The following is a 14,800-nucleotide window of genomic DNA, read 5'->3' as shown; positions in this document are numbered from 1 at the left end:
TCATTCATCACCTGGTTCTGAAAAATCACCGCCCTCCCCCAAGCGCCCTGGAATATTCAGGCCAAAGTGCAGATAGGCATGCCGGGTAACCACGCGGCCGCGCGGCGTGCGCATGATATAGCCCTGCTGGATCAGGTACGGTTCGAGCACATCCTCGATGGTATGGCGCTCTTCGCTGATCGCCGCCGCCAGGTTGTCCACGCCTACCGGGCCACCATCGAACTTCTCGATCATGGTCAACAGCAGGCGGCGGTCGGAATGGTCGAAACCGCGCTCGTCGACGTCCAGCAGGTTCAGCGCCATGTCGGCCACGGCCTTGGTGATCTGGCCCTTGCCGCGCACCTCGGCGTAGTCGCGCACGCGGCGCAACAGGCGGTTGGCGATACGAGGCGTGCCACGGGCACGGCGGGCAATCTCGTAAGCCCCCTGGTCCTCGATGACCAGGCCAAGGATGTTGGCCGAACGGCTGACGATGGTGGCCAGGTCCTTGTCGCTGTAGAACTCCAGGCGCTGGACGATGCCGAAGCGGTCCCGCAGCGGGTTGGTGAGCATGCCGGCACGGGTGGTGGCACCCACCAGGGTGAACGGTGGCAGGTCGAGCTTGATCGAACGGGCGGCCGGGCCTTCGCCGATCATGATGTCGAGCTGGAAGTCCTCCATGGCGGGGTACAGCACCTCCTCGACAACCGGTGACAACCGGTGGATCTCGTCGATGAACAGCACGTCGTGCGGTTCGAGGTTGGTCAGCATGGCCGCCAGGTCACCTGGACGCTCAAGGATCGGGCCCGAGGTGCTTTTGACCGAAACGCCCATTTCCTGGGCGATGATGTTGGCCAACGTGGTCTTGCCCAACCCGGGCGGCCCGAAGATCAGCGTGTGGTCGAGCGACTCGTTGCGCCCACGGGCGGCCTGGATGAACAGGGCCATCTGCTCGCGCACGACCGGCTGGCCGATGTAATCGTCCAGGCGCAGCGGACGAATCGCCCGGTCCTGGACTTCTTCACGGTCGCGGCCACTGGCGGCGATCAGGCGGTCGGCTTCGATCACTTGGTAATCATCCCTTTCAGGCTGCGGCGGATCAGTTCTTCACTGCTCAGGCCGGCCTTGTCCTTGATCGCGGCGATTGCCTTGCTGGCTTCCTGCGGCTTGTAGCCCAGCGAGACCAGTGCGCTGACCGCATCGGCCTCGGCAGTGGACTCGCTGGCGACCGGCAACGGCCCATCCGACACCAGGGTGAACATGGCGGGCGAGGTTTCCCAAGCCTTGAAGCGGTCTTTGAGCTCGACCAGCAAGCGTTCGGCGGTTTTTTTGCCGACACCAGGCACGCGCACCAAGGCCGAAGTATCCTGGGCTTGCACGCAACGCACCAGTTCGTCGACTTCCAGGCCGGACATCAGCGCCAATGCCAGCTTCGGGCCCACGCCGTTGAGACGGATGAGTTCCCGGAACAGCTCGCGCTCGCGCTTTTCGGCAAAGCCGTATAGCAAGTGAGCATCTTCGCGCACCACCAAATGAGTGTGCACGGTGACGCTTTCGCCCACCTTGGGCAGACGGTACAGCGTGGTCATGGGAACTTCCAGTTCGTACCCCACGCCGTTGACGTCGATAATCAGGTGCGGCGGCTGTTTTTCCGCCAAGGTGCCGCGCAAACGTCCAATCACGTTCCGATCCTTCCTCTCGGGGAGCCGGTCAAAGACCGCTCAACCCTATCAGCAAATGCAGCGGGTGAACGCATCACCCGAACAAAATGTGTATCAGCGCATGAAGCGCCTACAGACGCAAGCGCCCGCCACGTCGCCGTGCCGTGCTCAGGCCGTGCGGCACCAGGCTCGAACGGGTATGGGCATGGCACAAGGCGATGGCCAGCGCGTCGGAGGCGTCGATCTGCGGCTTTTGCGTCAATTTCAGCAGGTGCATGACCATCATCATCACCTGTTCCTTGTTGGCTCCACCGGTGCCGGCTACGGCCTGCTTGACCTGGGTGGCGCTGTACTCGGCGATTTCCAGGCCGGCTTCGGCGGCCGCGACGATCGCCGCACCGCGGGCCTGGCCGAGCTTTAGCGCCGAGTCGGCGTTACGGGCCATGAACACCCGCTCAATGCCCATGGTCACCGGGCCGTGCTGGGCAATGATTTCACTGACACCACGAAAAACGATCTGCAGCCGCTCGTGCAACTCGCCGCTGCCGGTGCGGATACAGCCCGACGCCACGTACTCGCAACCACGGGCGGTCTGGCGTACCACACCATAGCCGGTGATGCGTGAGCCGGGGTCGATACCAAGAATCAGAGTCATAGTGCCTGTTTGTTCAAAATGTACGGCCCTTTCGCGGGCAAGCCCGCTCCCACAAAGACCGCACGGCCCCTGTGGGAGCGGGCTTGCCCGCGAATAGGCCATCAAGGCCAACGAAAGAACCTTAGCCGAGGTTTTCCATGATCTCATCGGAAATCTGGGCATTGGAGTAGACGTTCTGCACGTCATCCAGGTCTTCGAGCATGTCAATCAGCTTGAGCACCTTTTCGGCACCCTCCTGGTCGAGCTCGGCGCTGGTGGTCGGCTGCATGACGATTTCTGCGTCAGCGGCCTTGAAACCCGCCTCTTCCAGGGCGTTGCGCACGGCGTAGAAGCTGTTGAACGAGGTGAACACGTCGAACGAGCCGTCGTCGTTGGCCACAACGTCGTCGGCATCAGCCTCCATCGCTGCTTCCATCAACGCGTCTTCGTCCACGCCCGGCGCAAAGCTGATCTGGCCTTTGCGCTCGAACAGGTAGGCCACCGAACCGTCGGTACCCAGGTTGCCACCACACTTGGTGAAGGCATGACGCACGGCGGCGGCAGTACGGTTGCGGTTGTCGGTCATGGCTTCGACCATGATCGCCACGCCGCCCGGACCGTAACCTTCATAGCTGAGCTCTTCGACGTTATCGCTTTCGTTGGTGCCGGCACCCCGAGCCACGGCGCGATCGATGATGTCGCGGCTCATGTTGGCGCCCAGCGCCTTGTCCAGCGCCAGACGCAGGCGCGGGTTCGATGCCGGGTCAGCACCGCCTTGCTTGGCCGCAACGGTCAGTTCGCGGATCCACTTGGTGAAGATCTTGCCTCTCTTGGCATCCTGGCGCTCTTTGCGGTGCTTGATGTTCGCCCACTTGGAATGACCAGCCATAACGACTCCGAATCCTTTGTTTCACAAACAGCCCCGCCCCTGTACGGGGCGGGACGGAAAAATACCTGCGCCGAAACGCAAAGGCGCATCCATATGGATGCGCCCGGGACTGCTTACTCGACCTTGGTCTGCTCGCGCAGTCGAATGTGCAGCTCGCGCAGGGCCTTGGCGTCGACCATGCCAGGGGCCTGGGTCATGACGCATGCAGCGCTCTGGGTTTTCGGGAAGGCGATCACTTCACGGATCGACTGGGCGCCGGTCATCAGCATGACCAAACGGTCCAGGCCGAAGGCCAGGCCACCGTGAGGCGGAGCGCCGAACTTCAGGGCGTCGAGCAGGAAGCCGAACTTCTCTTCCTGTTCTTCTGCCTCGATACCCAGCAGACGGAATACCGCCTGTTGCATCTCTTTGCGGTGAATACGGATCGAACCGCCACCCAGTTCGGTACCGTTCAGGACCATGTCGTAAGCACGGGACAGAGCTGTGGCAGGGTTGGCCTCGAGCTCTTCCGGGGTGCACTTCGGCGCGGTGAACGGGTGGTGCAGCGCGGTGAAGCTGCCGTCTTCGTTTTCTTCGAACATCGGGAAGTCGACGACCCACATCGGCGCCCACTCGCAGGTCAGCAGCTCGAAGTCGTGACCCAGGCGGATACGCAGCGCGCCCAGGGCTTCGCTGACCACCTTGAACTTGTCGGCACCGAAGAACACGATGTCGCCGTCTACGGCACCGACGCGGTCGAGGATGGTGTTGAGGTTGGCCTCAGGGATGTTCTTGACGATCGGCGACTGCAGGCCCTCGACGCCCTTGGCGCGCTCGTTGACCTTGATGTAGGCCAGGCCCTTGGCACCGTAGATGCCGACGAACTTGGTGTACTCGTCGATCTTGCTGCGCGGCATGCTGGCACCGCCAGGCAGGCGCAGGGCGGTCACACGGCACTTAGGATCGTTGGCCGGGCCGGCGAACACTTTGAAGTCGACGTCTTTCAGCTGGTCGGCAACGTCGACCAGTTCCAGCGGGTTACGCAGGTCTGGCTTGTCGGAGCCGTAGCGGCGCATGGCTTCTTCGAAGGTCATGTGCGGGAATTCGCCGAACTCCAGGTCCAGCACTTCCTTGAATAGCTTGCGGATCATGCTTTCGGTCAGGCCCATGATCTCGCTTTCATCGAGGAAGCTGGTCTCGATGTCGATCTGGGTGAATTCCGGCTGACGGTCGGCACGCAGGTCTTCGTCACGGAAGCACTTGGCGATCTGGTAGTAGCGGTCGAAGCCGGCCACCATCAGCAGCTGCTTGAACAGCTGGGGCGACTGCGGCAGGGCGAAGAAGCTACCTGCGTGGGTACGGCTTGGCACCAGGTAGTCACGCGCACCTTCCGGCGTGGCACGGGTGAGGATCGGGGTTTCGACGTCGAGGAAGCCGTTTTCGTCGAGGAAGCGGCGGATGCTGCTGGTGATGCGCGAACGCAGGCGCAGCTTGTCGGCCATTTCCGGGCGACGCAGGTCGATGAAACGGTAGCGCAGGCGGGTTTCCTCGCCAACGTCGGAGTACTCGTTCAGCGGGAACGGCGGGGTTTCCGCTTCGTTGAGCACGTTCAGCTGGTAGCCAAGGATCTCGATGGCGCCGGAGGCCATGTTGGCGTTCACCGCACCGTCTGGGCGCTTGCGCACCTTGCCGGTGATCTGCACGACGTATTCGCTGCGCACGCGGTCGGCGGCGGCGAAGGTTTCGGCGCGATCCGGGTCGAACACGACCTGGGCCATGCCTTCGCGGTCACGGATGTCGAGGAAGATCACCCCGCCGTGGTCGCGGCGACGATGGACCCAGCCGCAAAGGGTGACTTCCTGGCCGTCCAGGCTCTCGTTCAGTTGGCCGCAATAATGGCTGCGCATCATGATGGTGGTTTCGCTTCTCGTGATTCGTGTATTCGGTGGAGGCCTTGGCCGCCCGGAGGGCTAATACTGCAAGACCCGGTCACAGCATTCAACTCAGTCGGCCTTGTCGCCGCCTGCCAGATTCTTTTTTGCCCCGGTCTTGAAGTCGGTTTCGTACCAACCATTACCGCTCAGGCGGAAGCCTGGCACCGACAGCAGCTTTTTCAGCGCTGGGGCCTGACAGGCCGGGCAATCGGTCAGCGGCGCGGCGCTGATCTTCTGCAGCACTTCCATGCGGTGCTCGCAGGATGCACATTGATAGTCATAAAGGGGCATGGGTGTCTCTCGTCAACCACAACGCTGGCTGCCGGGGCAGCAAAAAGCGGGATTATATATGGTTAACAGGCACTGCGCAGCCCGCCCGGCGATCAGCGCACACTTGGCGGGTTTTGCAGCCAGGCGACGCAGATGACCCGGATCAGCCCACTGAAGTTACGCACCCCACCCTGGCGCAAGTGCACTTCGCGGTCCACGTAGGACAACACCGCACTGACCGAACAGCGGTTCGCAGCGGCAATACGCTCCAGGATGCCCCAGTAGACGGCCTCCAGACGCAAGCAGGTGGAAAACCCGTTCAACCGCACCGAACGCGACACCGGCTGGATCTGCAACATGTCGAAATCCGCCTTGAACGGATCCATGCACTGCTTTGCCGGCCAGCTCCCCTGCCCAGCCATACGCTTGCTCACTTGCATCATGCGCCACACTTCCTCGTCACAGGTACCAGGTGGCGTATGAAGCGCTGATGAGCGGGCTTAAAGCAGTGGCAAAATCTTCCTGCTCAACAGCCAGACCCCGGCCGGGCGTACCGACCAGGGTTTGTTACTGCACGATGGCCTTTACTTGCCGTCGAGCATTACCCGCAGCATCCAGGCCGTTTTTTCGTGCACCTGCATGCGCTGGGTCAGCAAGTCGGCGGTAGGTTCGTCGCTGACCTTGTCCACCACCGGGAAAATGCTGCGCGCCGTGCGCACCACGGCCTCCTGCCCCTGCACCAGCTGGCGGATCATCTCGTCCGCCGGGGGTACACCTTCCTCCTCCTTGATAGACGAGTGCCGCGCATAGAATGCATACGAGCCCGGCGCCGGGAAGCCCAAGGCCCGGATACGCTCGGCGATGGAGTCGACCGCCAGCGCCAGCTCGTTGTACTGCTCTTCGAACATCAGGTGCAGGGTACGGAACGACGGGCCGGTGACGTTCCAGTGAAAGTTATGGGTTTTCAGATACAGCACGTAAGTATCCGACAACAGGCGGGATAGCCCATCGACGATGGACTTGCGATCTTCTTCGCTGATACCGATATCGATTGCCATGAAGCTCCCCTTTCCATAAGGCTTGAGACTCAAGCGGACGTGGACCACTGTAGCAACACTTCCCCCCTGCCGCATGTGACATGGCGCAACACATTGCCCGCCGGGCGGCCTGCGGTTTGAGTAGCCTACGGCTTTACTGTTAAATAGGCACCGTGCCACCCGTGCGGACTGTCATTGCCGGGTGCATAGGCTGGCCTGCCACGTGTTCGCGCTCTACACCTCATGCGCACCGTGCTGCCCGCTCTTCCTGTGATCGGCCTTATCAACTGTGAGCCAACCCCATGTTCAAGATCGTCCATCTGGTGACGGGCGTGGCAGCCTTGCTGCTATCGCTCATACCCAGCCTGAAAACCGACGCGACACCCTTCCTGCAACAACCTGACGCGGTCTACCTGGCACTGCTCGGCCTGCTCAACCTGGTCCTGGCCCCGGTCGTGCCCCTGTACTACCGCGGTGCGCGGCAGCAGTTGCAGCACCTTGCCTGCGCCCTGCTGGTGGTGGCGGTGGTGCTGCAAACCCTGACATTGCTGGCCCGCCCGGAAATGGGCAACCTCGCGGCACTGGTCTGCGCGGCACTGGCAGTGGCCCTGCACCTGGCCGTGGGTTTTGCCCGCAGCCCGCGCAGGGCACGCAACAGCCAGCATGCCGCTCAGGATGCCGGCAACCGCGATACCGGCACCGTCAAGTGGTTCAACACGTCGAAAGGCTTTGGCTTCATTTCCCGCGATTCGGGTGATGACATCTTCGTGCACTTTCGCGCCATTCGCGGCGAAGGTCATCGCATTCTGGTCGAAGGCCAGCGCGTTGAGTTCTCGGTGATGCACCGCGACAAGGGCCTGCAGGCCGAAGATGTGGTTGCGGTAACCCGCCGCTGATTGCCGCTTCATCCATAGGCATATTTACCGGCATGCCGGTGAATATGCCTCTGCGAAGCATCAATAATGAGGCGGTGGCGCCTCCTCCCCTTCGCTGCCGTACTGGCCGACCATCTCTTCATAACGCTTGATCAGTTCGGCCATCTGCGATTGCAGCCGCTCGATCACCCGCGCCTGCTCGACCACCACGTCATTCAACGCCTGGATAGTGTCATCCTGGAACGCCTGGCGGGTTTCCAGTTCAACAATACGTAACTCCAGCGACATCTCAGGCCTCCTGATAACCAGCAAGTTGCAGCCCACGCAGGCGCTGGCGAATGGCATTCAACTGATCGTCGCTGTAGGCCACCGCCGGGCACTTGCCCCACACCGGTGCCGGCCAGGCAGCATCGTCACGCTGGCGCACAATCACGTGCATATGCAGCTGGCTGACCACGTTGCCCAGGGTGGCCACGTTCATCTTGTCGGCGCTGTAGCTGGCTTTCAGCGCCTCAGCCAACAGGGTTGTTTCCTGCCACAACTGCTGCTGGTCCGCCGCTTCCAGCTCGAACAGTTCGCTGATGCCGGCGCGCTTGGGCACCAGGATGAACCATGGGTAGTTGGCATCCTTGCTCAGCAGCAACTGGCACAGTGCAAACTCCCCCAGCACCAGGGAATCCTGCTGCAAACGCGAATCGAGGACGAACACGGCATATCTCCTTCAGGCAAAACCAACCCGCTTCAAGCGGAAATCAGGCCTGCAAGGATACCTTGCACACTCCCGGTAACACAGCGCTACTTTTCGCACCAAAATGAGGCCTTCTGTCCACGCTCTCCACACCTGTCACCCCACAAACGACTCTGGATGAACAAATTGCGGTAACACATTGACTTTAATGGCAGCTTTTTAAATTTTAATGATTCTCGACTCCAACATGTGCGCGAGCCGGCTTCACCCCGTATTTACGGGACTTTCCGACCCTCGGTAGCAGGTTTTGTGAAAATTTCATGAAGTGTTGCGAATTTTGAGCACGCTTGTTGCATTCCCTTCCCGCCAAGTCGGCACGACATCTGCAATGGCAGGTGAACGCGACAAATAACAACAGCGGCATTGGTTACCAGGGAGTTCCCCTAACCGGAACCGGTGGTTACAGGTTTGTTACGGTGACAGGAACAGCGCTGGCGTTGTACGGCCCTTAAACCGGGGCGTGATTTGCGACATGGAAATACCTAAAAGCGACGGGGTGAAAAAGTTCCGAAAAGAGTGCTTATAGCCATATCGCCAACAACAGTCAGCGTGCTATACATTTTCGCCGACATAACAAGAAAGAGCTGCTCCATATAACTAAAACACATGGATGCAGCGGTACTCTTCCTAAAAACCAAAGGAGCAAATCACGATGCGCGTGATGAAGTGGAGCATGATCGCCCTGGCCGTTGCGGCAGGGACCTCGCAGTTGGCAATGGCCTCGGCACAAGACGAGTCCAAAGGTTTCCTCGAAGACAGCAAGCTGAACGTAAAAACCCGCATGCTGTACTTCAGCCGTGACTTCCGTAACAACGACAGCGGCAAGAGCCGCGTCGAAGAAACCGGCCTGGGCTTCCTGGGTACTTTCGAGTCGGGCTTCACCCAAGGCACCGTGGGCTTCGGCGTTGACGCCATCGGCATGCTGGGCCTGAAACTGGACAGCGGCAAAGGCCGCGCCGGTACCGGCCTGTTCCCGACCGGTTCCGACGGCCGTTCGCAAGATGATTACTCCGAAGGCGGCGGTGCAGTAAAACTGCGCGTCTCCAATACCGTGCTGAAGTTCGGCGACCAGTTCACCGCCCTGCCAGTATTCGCCACCGACGACAGCCGACTGCTGCCAGAAGTTGCTGAAGGCGGCCTGATCACCAGCAACGAAATCGATGGCCTGACCCTGCACGCCGGTCACTTCACTGCCCTGAACGCGCAGGCCCAGACCTACCACGACAGCCTGCGCCTGACCGAGGCCAACGTCTTCGGTGGCACCTATGCCATCAACGAAAACCTCAGCTCCAGCGTCTACTACTCGCGCGTCGAAGATCACTTCCGCAAGTGGTACGGCAACATCAACTGGGCGCTGCCGATCAGCGACAAGCAAGGCCTGGTGTTCGACTTCAACATCTATGACACCAAGTCCATCGGCGACAACCTGACCGGCGCCTTCGTCAGCAAGGCTGACGGCAGCAACGAACTGGACAACATCGCAGCCAGCCTCTCGGCCGCCTACAACATTGGCGCCCACACCTTCACCCTGGCTTACCAGAAAGTCAGCGGCGACGGCGACTACGCCTACGGCGTCGACGGTGGCGGCACCATCTTCCTGGCCAACTCCGTTGCCCGCTCCGACTTCAACGCCGAAGACGAGAAGTCCTGGCAGGCTCGCTACGACCTGAACTTCGCCGAATACGGCGTACCCGGCCTGACCTTCATGACCCGCTATGTGCGCGGTTCCGGTGCCACGACCGAAAGCACCAACAACGGTAAGGAATGGGAACGCGACGTAGACGTCAAGTACGTGCTGCAAAGCGGCCCGGCCAAAGACCTGAGCTTGCGCGTACGTCAGGCCACCTACCGTTCCGCCGACGGCGTTTACTACGGTTCGAGCTCGATCGACGAGCTGCGCCTGATCGTGGAGTACCCGCTGAGCATCCTGTAAGCCTGGCTTGCAGTGCCCCGCACCTGAAAAAGCCCGGCGATCACGCCGGGCTTTTTCTTGGCTGACAAGCGTCACGCCCTGGGGCATCCTGTACGCCTTCGTTTCCCCCCCGTACAATGCGGGGCTATTTCAACGTCTTAGGCAATCGACACGGCTAACCATGCGCACCAGTCAATATTTGCTCGCCACCCAGAAAGAAACCCCTGCCGACGCAGTGGTCATCAGCCATCAGCTCATGCTGCGTGCCGGCATGATCCGCAAACTGGCCTCCGGCCTGTACACCTGGCTGCCGATGGGCCTGCGGGTAATGCGCAAGGTCGAAGCCGTGGTACGCGAGGAAATGAACGCCGCCGGCGCCCTGGAAGTGCTGATGCCAAGCATTCAGCCCGCCGAGCTGTGGCAGGAGTCCGGCCGTTGGGAACAGTACGGCCCAGAGCTGCTGCGCCTGAAGGATCGCCACCAGCGTGATTTCTGCGTTGGCCCGACCCACGAAGAAGTCATCACCGACCTGGCCCGTAACGAGCTGTCCAGCTATAAACAGCTGCCGCTCAACCTGTACCAGATCCAGACCAAATTCCGTGACGAGATCCGCCCGCGCTTCGGCCTGATGCGTGGCCGCGAGTTCATCATGAAGGACGCCTACTCGTTCCATGCCGACCAGGCTTCCCTGCAGGAAACCTACGACCGCATGCACCAGGCGTACAGCAACGTGTTCACCCGCCTGGGCCTGGACTTCCGCCCAGTGCAGGCCGACACCGGCTCGATCGGTGGCAGCTATTCGCACGAATTCCACGTACTGGCCGAGTCCGGCGAAGACGACGTGATCTTCAGCGACAGCTCCGACTACGCCGCCAACATCGAGAAGGCCGAGGCCATCCCGCGTGAAACCGTGCGCCCTGCCCCTACCGAGGAGCTGCGCCTGGTCGACACGCCAAACGCCAAAACCATCGCCCAGCTGGTGGAAAACTACGGCCTGGCCATCGAGAAAACCGTCAAGACCCTGATCGTGCGCGGCGCCGAAGAAGGCAAGCTGATTGCCCTGGTCGTTCGTGGCGACCACGAGCTGAACGAAATCAAGGCCACCAAGCTGGAACAGGTTGCCGACCCACTGGTCATGGCCACCGAAGCCGAACTGCGCGACGCCATCGGCGCCGGTGCCGGCTCGCTCGGCCCGCTGAACCTGCCGCTGGAATGCATCATCGACCGTTCGGTTGCCCTGATGAGCGACTTCGGCATCGGCGCCAACATCGACGACAAGCATTACTTCGGCGTGAACTGGGAGCGTGACCTGCCAGTCCCTCAGGTGGCCGACCTGCGCAATGTGGTCGAAGGCGACCCAAGCCCGGACGGCCAGGGTACCCTGGTGATCAAGCGCGGCATCGAAGTGGGCCACATCTTCCAGCTGGGCACCAAGTACAGCGAAGCGCTTAAGTGCCAGGTACTGGGCGAGAACGGCAAGCCGGTAACCCTGTCCATGGGCTGCTACGGCATCGGCGTGTCCCGCGTGGTCGCCGCTGCCATCGAGCAGAGCTATGACGACAAAGGCATCATCTGGAACGACGCCCTGGCCCCGTTCCAGATCGCCCTGGTACCGCTGCGCTACGAAACCGATGTGGTCCGCGAGGCAACCGACAAGCTGTATGCCGAACTGACCGCCGCCGGCTTTGAAGTGCTGCTGGACGACCGCGACAAGAAAACCAGCCCAGGCATCAAGTTTGCCGACATGGAGCTGATCGGCATCCCGCACCGCATCGTCGTCAGCGATCGCGGCCTGGCCGAAGGCAACCTTGAGTACAAGCACCGCACCGAGCAAGACGCCCAGGCGTTGCCGCTCAATGAAGTGCTGAGCTTCCTGCAGGCCCGCGTTCGCCGCTGATAACCAATGCACGAGTGATCATGTTCAAGCGAAGTACCTTTACCCTGGGGGGCGCCGCACTGTGCGGCGCCCTGCTCGTCAGCGGCTGCGCCAACCAGATGTCCCAGCGCAGCGACCATGAGGAGCGCGTCGAGCGCAAATTGCTCGAGCACACCCTGCAGATCGATGTCGGCGAGCCGAAGGTGATGGAGCTTCCGCAACGACGTGTGCGTGTGCATGAGCAGAAGCGCTTCGAAGTCACCGAGTTCGAAGTTACCCGTCGTTACGACCGCTACACGCCGTACCAGCCCTGGCGCGAGATCTACGAGATCCCGCTGGGTGCAGTGGCCGTGGTGGCGGGCGTCGGGGCCAACGTGGTCAACGTCTTCGCCTTGGGCAACCTGCCGGAAAGCATCACTCATGACTGGCTCAGCTACGGCGTGGATGGGCTCAACCCGTTCATGAACGTGCCGTCCAACGGCCGCGCCCAGCAGAACCTGGCCGGGATCAGCGAGGTGCAGAAAGGCAAGCGCGAGGAATCGACCAGCGTGCCCTGGAGCGAACGCCTGGTCGAGGTCAAGGCTGGCAAGATGACCCACGAACTGACTACCGACAGGAACGGCGTGCTACGCCTGAACCTGCTCGACAGCCCGTTCTCGGAGCAGAACCTCAACCACATCGGCACCCTGCACCTGCAGGTACTCGACGAGGACAACGCGGTGCGTGGCGATGCCAGCCTGCTGGTCAGCGCCACCCTGCGCAACAAGCTGCTCGAAGCCCATGAGCTGATCTTCGACGACCTCGAAGATGACGATGTCGGCCAATGGGTCCACCGGGTCAAGCGCCTGTCCGAGCTGGGCCTTGAAGAAGAAGCCAGTGAAATGGAACAAAGCCTGATCGAGCTGACCCGCAACGATCCGGAGCTGCAGCAGGAGTTTCTACAGTCGCTGACCAAGGCCACTGGCCGGTTGGTGGCTGACCCTGGACTGTAGGAGCGAGCCTGCTCGCGATGGGCCGCATATGCGGCCCTTTTTATTCAGGAACAAACAATTCCAACTGCTCATGCGCCCCGCGCAAATCGCGCAACCTCACCCCCACCCCAAGCAAGCGTACCGGTTTGCCTCCACGGGCGAACGCCTGCCCCAGCAACTGTCGATAGCTTTCCAGGTCCCTGCCCGCCCCGGCCTGCTCCAGGGTTGTCTGGCTGAAGTCGTGGAACTTGACCTTGACGAAGGGTTTGTCCGGCCGGTAACTGCTGTCCATGCGGGCGATGCGTTCATTCAGGCTTTCCAGCAGCTCAGGCAGCCGCGCCAGGCAGCTGGCCAGGTCTGGAAGGTCGGTGTCGTAGGTGTTTTCCACACTCACCGACTGTCGACGGCTGTCGTTGTGCACCCCACGTTCGTCGATCCCCCGCGCAAGCCCCCACAAGCGCTCGCCAAAACTGCCAAACTCGCGCACCAGCGCCAGGCGCGACCATTCGCGCAGTTCCAGACAGGTTTCAATACCCAGCCGTGCCAGTTTGTCTGCCGTCACCTTGCCCACCCCGTGCAACCTGGCCACCGGCAAGCCAGCCACGAACGCCTCCACTTCACCCGGGGTAATCACGAACAGGCCATTGGGCTTGCGCCAGTCGCTGGCAATCTTGGCCAGGAACTTGTTCGGCGCCACCCCCGCCGATACGGTGATATGCAAGGTACGGGCGACCCGCCGGCGAATATCCTCGGCAATACGCGTGGCGCTGCCCGAGTACCACTGGCTATCGCTCACGTCCAGATAGGCTTCGTCCAGCGACAACGGCTCGATCAACTCGGTGTAGTCGCGGAAAATGCTATGGATTTCGCGCGAGGCCTCCCGGTAAGCCTCGAAGCGCGGCTTGACGATCAGCAAGTCGGGGCACAGTTTAAGTGCATGGCGCGACGACATGGCCGAGCGCACACCATAGGCACGCGCCTCATAATTACAGGTGGCGATCACCCCACGGTGGTCGGGTGAACCTCCGACCGCCATGGGGCGCCCGGCCAGACGCGGGTCGTCACGCATCTCGATTGCAGCGTAGAAGCAATCGCAGTCGACGTGGATGATCTTGCGTAAGGACATGGATGGCCGTCAGCACTGTAAATTCATACAGATAGTATCGCATGCACCCTGCCCTGAAACAGCTACCCGCGCCAGCATTCGACAATTGGCCTGAAAGCCGCGCCGCGCCTGAGCTGCATCTTGCCGACGAGTGCTAAGGGTTTGAACAAAAAAGGTTTTTCCTGAATATTTGCTTGACAGCAGGAAGTAAATCCGTAGAATTCGATCTCACAGGCGCGGGATGGAGCAGCCTGGTAGCTCGTCGGGCTCATAACCCGAAGGTCGTCGGTTCAAATCCGGCTCCCGCAACCAGATTCAAGAAAAGGCCACTGTAAACACAGTGGCCTTTTTCTTTGCTCGCTGAAAAACACGGCGAATAAAAACCCGTCAAACCGAAGCAGAATGCTTGACATTCAATTGGCAGACTGTAGAATGCGCACCTCTGACGCGGGATGGAGCAGCCTGGTAGCTCGTCGGGCTCATAACCCGAAGGTCGTCGGTTCAAATCCGGCTCCCGCAACCAGATTCAAGAAAAGGCCACTGTAAACACAGTGGCCTTTTTCTTTGCTCGCTGAAAAACACGGCGAATAAAAACCCGTCAAACCGAAGCAGAATGCTTGACATTCAATTGGCAGACTGTAGAATGCGCACCTCTGACGCGGGATGGAGCAGCCTGGTAGCTCGTCGGGCTCATAACCCGAAGGTCGTCGGTTCAAATCCGGCTCCCGCAACCATATTCGTCAGAACAAACCCCGCCTGTTTAACAGCAGCGCGGGGTTTGTTGTTTCTACTCCCTGCATTTCATCGCTTCATTTTCCCCGCCCCTCCAGCCATATCCCGCAGGCTTGAGGCATCGTGCCCCGGATGAACTATCTTTAACCCTGCAAGGCCGCTGAAAGCGCCTGAGGCCGGAGTAATATTGGATACGTT

The 14,800-nt window shown here is 60.9% G+C and carries 15 protein-coding genes and 3 tRNA genes; 7 read left to right on the top strand and 11 right to left on the bottom strand.

Features of this window, described 5'->3' with window-relative positions; genetic code table 11:
* The 8 genes from ruvB to D8767_RS07190 form a co-directional block, all read right to left on the bottom strand.
* A complete protein-coding gene (ruvB, locus tag D8767_RS07225; RefSeq protein ID WP_016711995.1) occupies positions 1 to 1,047 on the bottom strand; it encodes a Holliday junction branch migration DNA helicase RuvB in 1,047 nt (348 codons plus the stop codon).
* Complete coding sequence (gene ruvA / locus D8767_RS07220; RefSeq protein WP_016711996.1) at positions 1,044 to 1,661, bottom strand: Holliday junction branch migration protein RuvA; 618 nt, start codon at positions 1,659 to 1,661, stop codon at positions 1,044 to 1,046. Before ruvA ends, ruvB begins: the two co-directional genes overlap by 4 nt.
* 109 nt (positions 1,662 to 1,770) lie before the next feature.
* Positions 1,771 to 2,295 carry a crossover junction endodeoxyribonuclease RuvC gene (ruvC, locus tag D8767_RS07215; RefSeq protein WP_003254769.1) on the bottom strand — a complete coding sequence of 175 codons (525 nt, stop codon included), beginning with the start codon at positions 2,293 to 2,295 and terminating at the stop codon, positions 1,771 to 1,773.
* A 121-nt stretch (positions 2,296 to 2,416) separates the two neighbouring features.
* Complete coding sequence (locus D8767_RS07210) at positions 2,417 to 3,163, bottom strand: YebC/PmpR family DNA-binding transcriptional regulator (RefSeq protein ID WP_016711997.1); 747 nt, start codon at positions 3,161 to 3,163, stop codon at positions 2,417 to 2,419.
* 113 nt (positions 3,164 to 3,276) lie between these two features.
* Positions 3,277 to 5,052, bottom strand: a complete 1,776-nt coding sequence (gene aspS, locus D8767_RS07205) for an aspartate--tRNA ligase (RefSeq protein ID WP_019098464.1) — start codon at positions 5,050 to 5,052, stop codon at positions 3,277 to 3,279.
* A 93-nt stretch (positions 5,053 to 5,145) separates the two neighbouring features.
* The gene (locus D8767_RS07200; protein ID WP_003254776.1) at positions 5,146 to 5,367 is read right to left on the bottom strand and encodes an FmdB family zinc ribbon protein; all 222 of its coding nucleotides are present in this window, start codon (positions 5,365 to 5,367) and stop codon (positions 5,146 to 5,148) included.
* Positions 5,368 to 5,459: 92 nt separating this feature from the next.
* A complete protein-coding gene (locus D8767_RS07195) occupies positions 5,460 to 5,789 on the bottom strand; it encodes a ribbon-helix-helix domain-containing protein (RefSeq protein ID WP_016711999.1) in 330 nt (109 codons plus the stop codon).
* A 141-nt stretch (positions 5,790 to 5,930) separates the two neighbouring features.
* Positions 5,931 to 6,404: a Dps family protein gene (locus D8767_RS07190; protein ID WP_016712000.1), complete on the bottom strand. Its 474-nt coding sequence runs from the start codon at positions 6,402 to 6,404 to the stop codon at positions 5,931 to 5,933.
* Positions 6,405 to 6,685: 281 nt separating this feature from the next.
* Here D8767_RS07190 and D8767_RS29435 point away from each other — a divergent pair, with 281 nt between their 5' ends.
* Positions 6,686 to 7,279 carry a cold-shock protein gene (locus D8767_RS29435; protein ID WP_016712001.1) on the top strand — a complete coding sequence of 198 codons (594 nt, stop codon included), beginning with the start codon at positions 6,686 to 6,688 and terminating at the stop codon, positions 7,277 to 7,279.
* A 60-nt stretch (positions 7,280 to 7,339) separates the two neighbouring features.
* Here D8767_RS29435 and D8767_RS07180 read toward each other — a convergent pair whose 3' ends face one another.
* Positions 7,340 to 7,546, bottom strand: a complete 207-nt coding sequence (locus D8767_RS07180) for a SlyX family protein (RefSeq protein ID WP_016712002.1) — start codon at positions 7,544 to 7,546, stop codon at positions 7,340 to 7,342.
* 1 nt (position 7,547) lies between these two features.
* Entirely contained in the window at positions 7,548 to 7,967 is a 420-nt protein-coding gene (locus D8767_RS07175) for an HIT domain-containing protein (RefSeq protein ID WP_028700138.1), read from the bottom strand.
* 691 nt (positions 7,968 to 8,658) lie between these two features.
* Here D8767_RS07175 and D8767_RS07170 point away from each other — a divergent pair.
* The 3 genes from D8767_RS07170 to D8767_RS07160 all read left to right on the top strand — a co-directional run bounded on the left by D8767_RS07170 (position 8,659) and on the right by D8767_RS07160 (position 12,786).
* Positions 8,659 to 9,939 carry an OprD family porin gene (locus D8767_RS07170; RefSeq protein WP_016712004.1) on the top strand — a complete coding sequence of 427 codons (1,281 nt, stop codon included), beginning with the start codon at positions 8,659 to 8,661 and terminating at the stop codon, positions 9,937 to 9,939.
* A gap of 160 nt (positions 9,940 to 10,099) precedes the next feature.
* On the top strand, positions 10,100 to 11,815 hold the full coding sequence (locus D8767_RS07165; protein WP_016712005.1) for a proline--tRNA ligase: 1,716 nt from the start codon (positions 10,100 to 10,102) through the stop codon (positions 11,813 to 11,815).
* Positions 11,816 to 11,835: 20 nt separating this feature from the next.
* The gene (locus D8767_RS07160) at positions 11,836 to 12,786 is read left to right on the top strand and encodes a hypothetical protein (RefSeq protein WP_016712006.1); all 951 of its coding nucleotides are present in this window, start codon (positions 11,836 to 11,838) and stop codon (positions 12,784 to 12,786) included.
* Positions 12,787 to 12,826: 40 nt separating this feature from the next.
* Here the strand turns inward: D8767_RS07160 and dinB are convergent, their stop codons facing one another.
* Positions 12,827 to 13,891: a DNA polymerase IV gene (gene dinB / locus D8767_RS07155; protein WP_016712007.1), complete on the bottom strand. Its 1,065-nt coding sequence runs from the start codon at positions 13,889 to 13,891 to the stop codon at positions 12,827 to 12,829.
* Positions 13,892 to 14,105: 214 nt separating this feature from the next.
* On the opposite strand from dinB, the gene D8767_RS07150 reads away from it, so the two are divergent.
* From D8767_RS07150 to D8767_RS07140, 3 genes are all read left to right on the top strand, one after another.
* Positions 14,106 to 14,182 (top strand) — tRNA-Met (locus D8767_RS07150).
* A gap of 134 nt (positions 14,183 to 14,316) precedes the next feature.
* Positions 14,317 to 14,393 (top strand) — tRNA-Met (locus tag D8767_RS07145).
* Positions 14,394 to 14,527: 134 nt separating this feature from the next.
* Positions 14,528 to 14,604: transfer RNA gene (locus tag D8767_RS07140), tRNA-Met, on the top strand.
* Positions 14,605 to 14,800: the final 196 nt, after the last annotated feature.

Source organism: Pseudomonas sp. LTGT-11-2Z (assembly GCF_003691445.1).
Classification (GTDB): Bacteria; Pseudomonadota; Gammaproteobacteria; order Pseudomonadales; family Pseudomonadaceae; genus Aquipseudomonas; species Aquipseudomonas monteilii.
This window is presented reverse-complemented; position numbering and strand designations above follow the sequence as displayed.

Bases quoted from the DNA above. Each gene is read 5' to 3' on its own strand.
- ruvC (WP_003254769.1), bottom strand. From the start codon at position 2,295: ATGACTCTGATTCTTGGTATCGACCCCGGCTCACGCATCACCGGCTAT.
- D8767_RS07210 (WP_016711997.1), bottom strand. From the start codon at position 3,163: ATGGCTGGTCATTCCAAGTGGGCGAACATCAAGCACCGCAAAGAGCGC.
- aspS (WP_019098464.1), bottom strand. From the start codon at position 5,052: ATGATGCGCAGCCATTATTGCGGCCAACTGAACGAGAGCCTGGACGGC.
- D8767_RS07200 (WP_003254776.1), bottom strand. From the start codon at position 5,367: ATGCCCCTTTATGACTATCAATGTGCATCCTGCGAGCACCGCATGGAA.
- D8767_RS07195 (WP_016711999.1), bottom strand. From the start codon at position 5,789: ATGATGCAAGTGAGCAAGCGTATGGCTGGGCAGGGGAGCTGGCCGGCA.
- D8767_RS07190 (WP_016712000.1), bottom strand. From the start codon at position 6,404: ATGGCAATCGATATCGGTATCAGCGAAGAAGATCGCAAGTCCATCGTC.
- D8767_RS29435 (WP_016712001.1), top strand. From the start codon at position 6,686: ATGTTCAAGATCGTCCATCTGGTGACGGGCGTGGCAGCCTTGCTGCTA.
- D8767_RS07180 (WP_016712002.1), bottom strand. From the start codon at position 7,546: ATGTCGCTGGAGTTACGTATTGTTGAACTGGAAACCCGCCAGGCGTTC.
- D8767_RS07170 (WP_016712004.1), top strand. From the start codon at position 8,659: ATGCGCGTGATGAAGTGGAGCATGATCGCCCTGGCCGTTGCGGCAGGG.
- D8767_RS07165 (WP_016712005.1), top strand. From the start codon at position 10,100: ATGCGCACCAGTCAATATTTGCTCGCCACCCAGAAAGAAACCCCTGCC.
- D8767_RS07160 (WP_016712006.1), top strand. From the start codon at position 11,836: ATGTTCAAGCGAAGTACCTTTACCCTGGGGGGCGCCGCACTGTGCGGC.
- dinB (WP_016712007.1), bottom strand. From the start codon at position 13,891: ATGTCCTTACGCAAGATCATCCACGTCGACTGCGATTGCTTCTACGCT.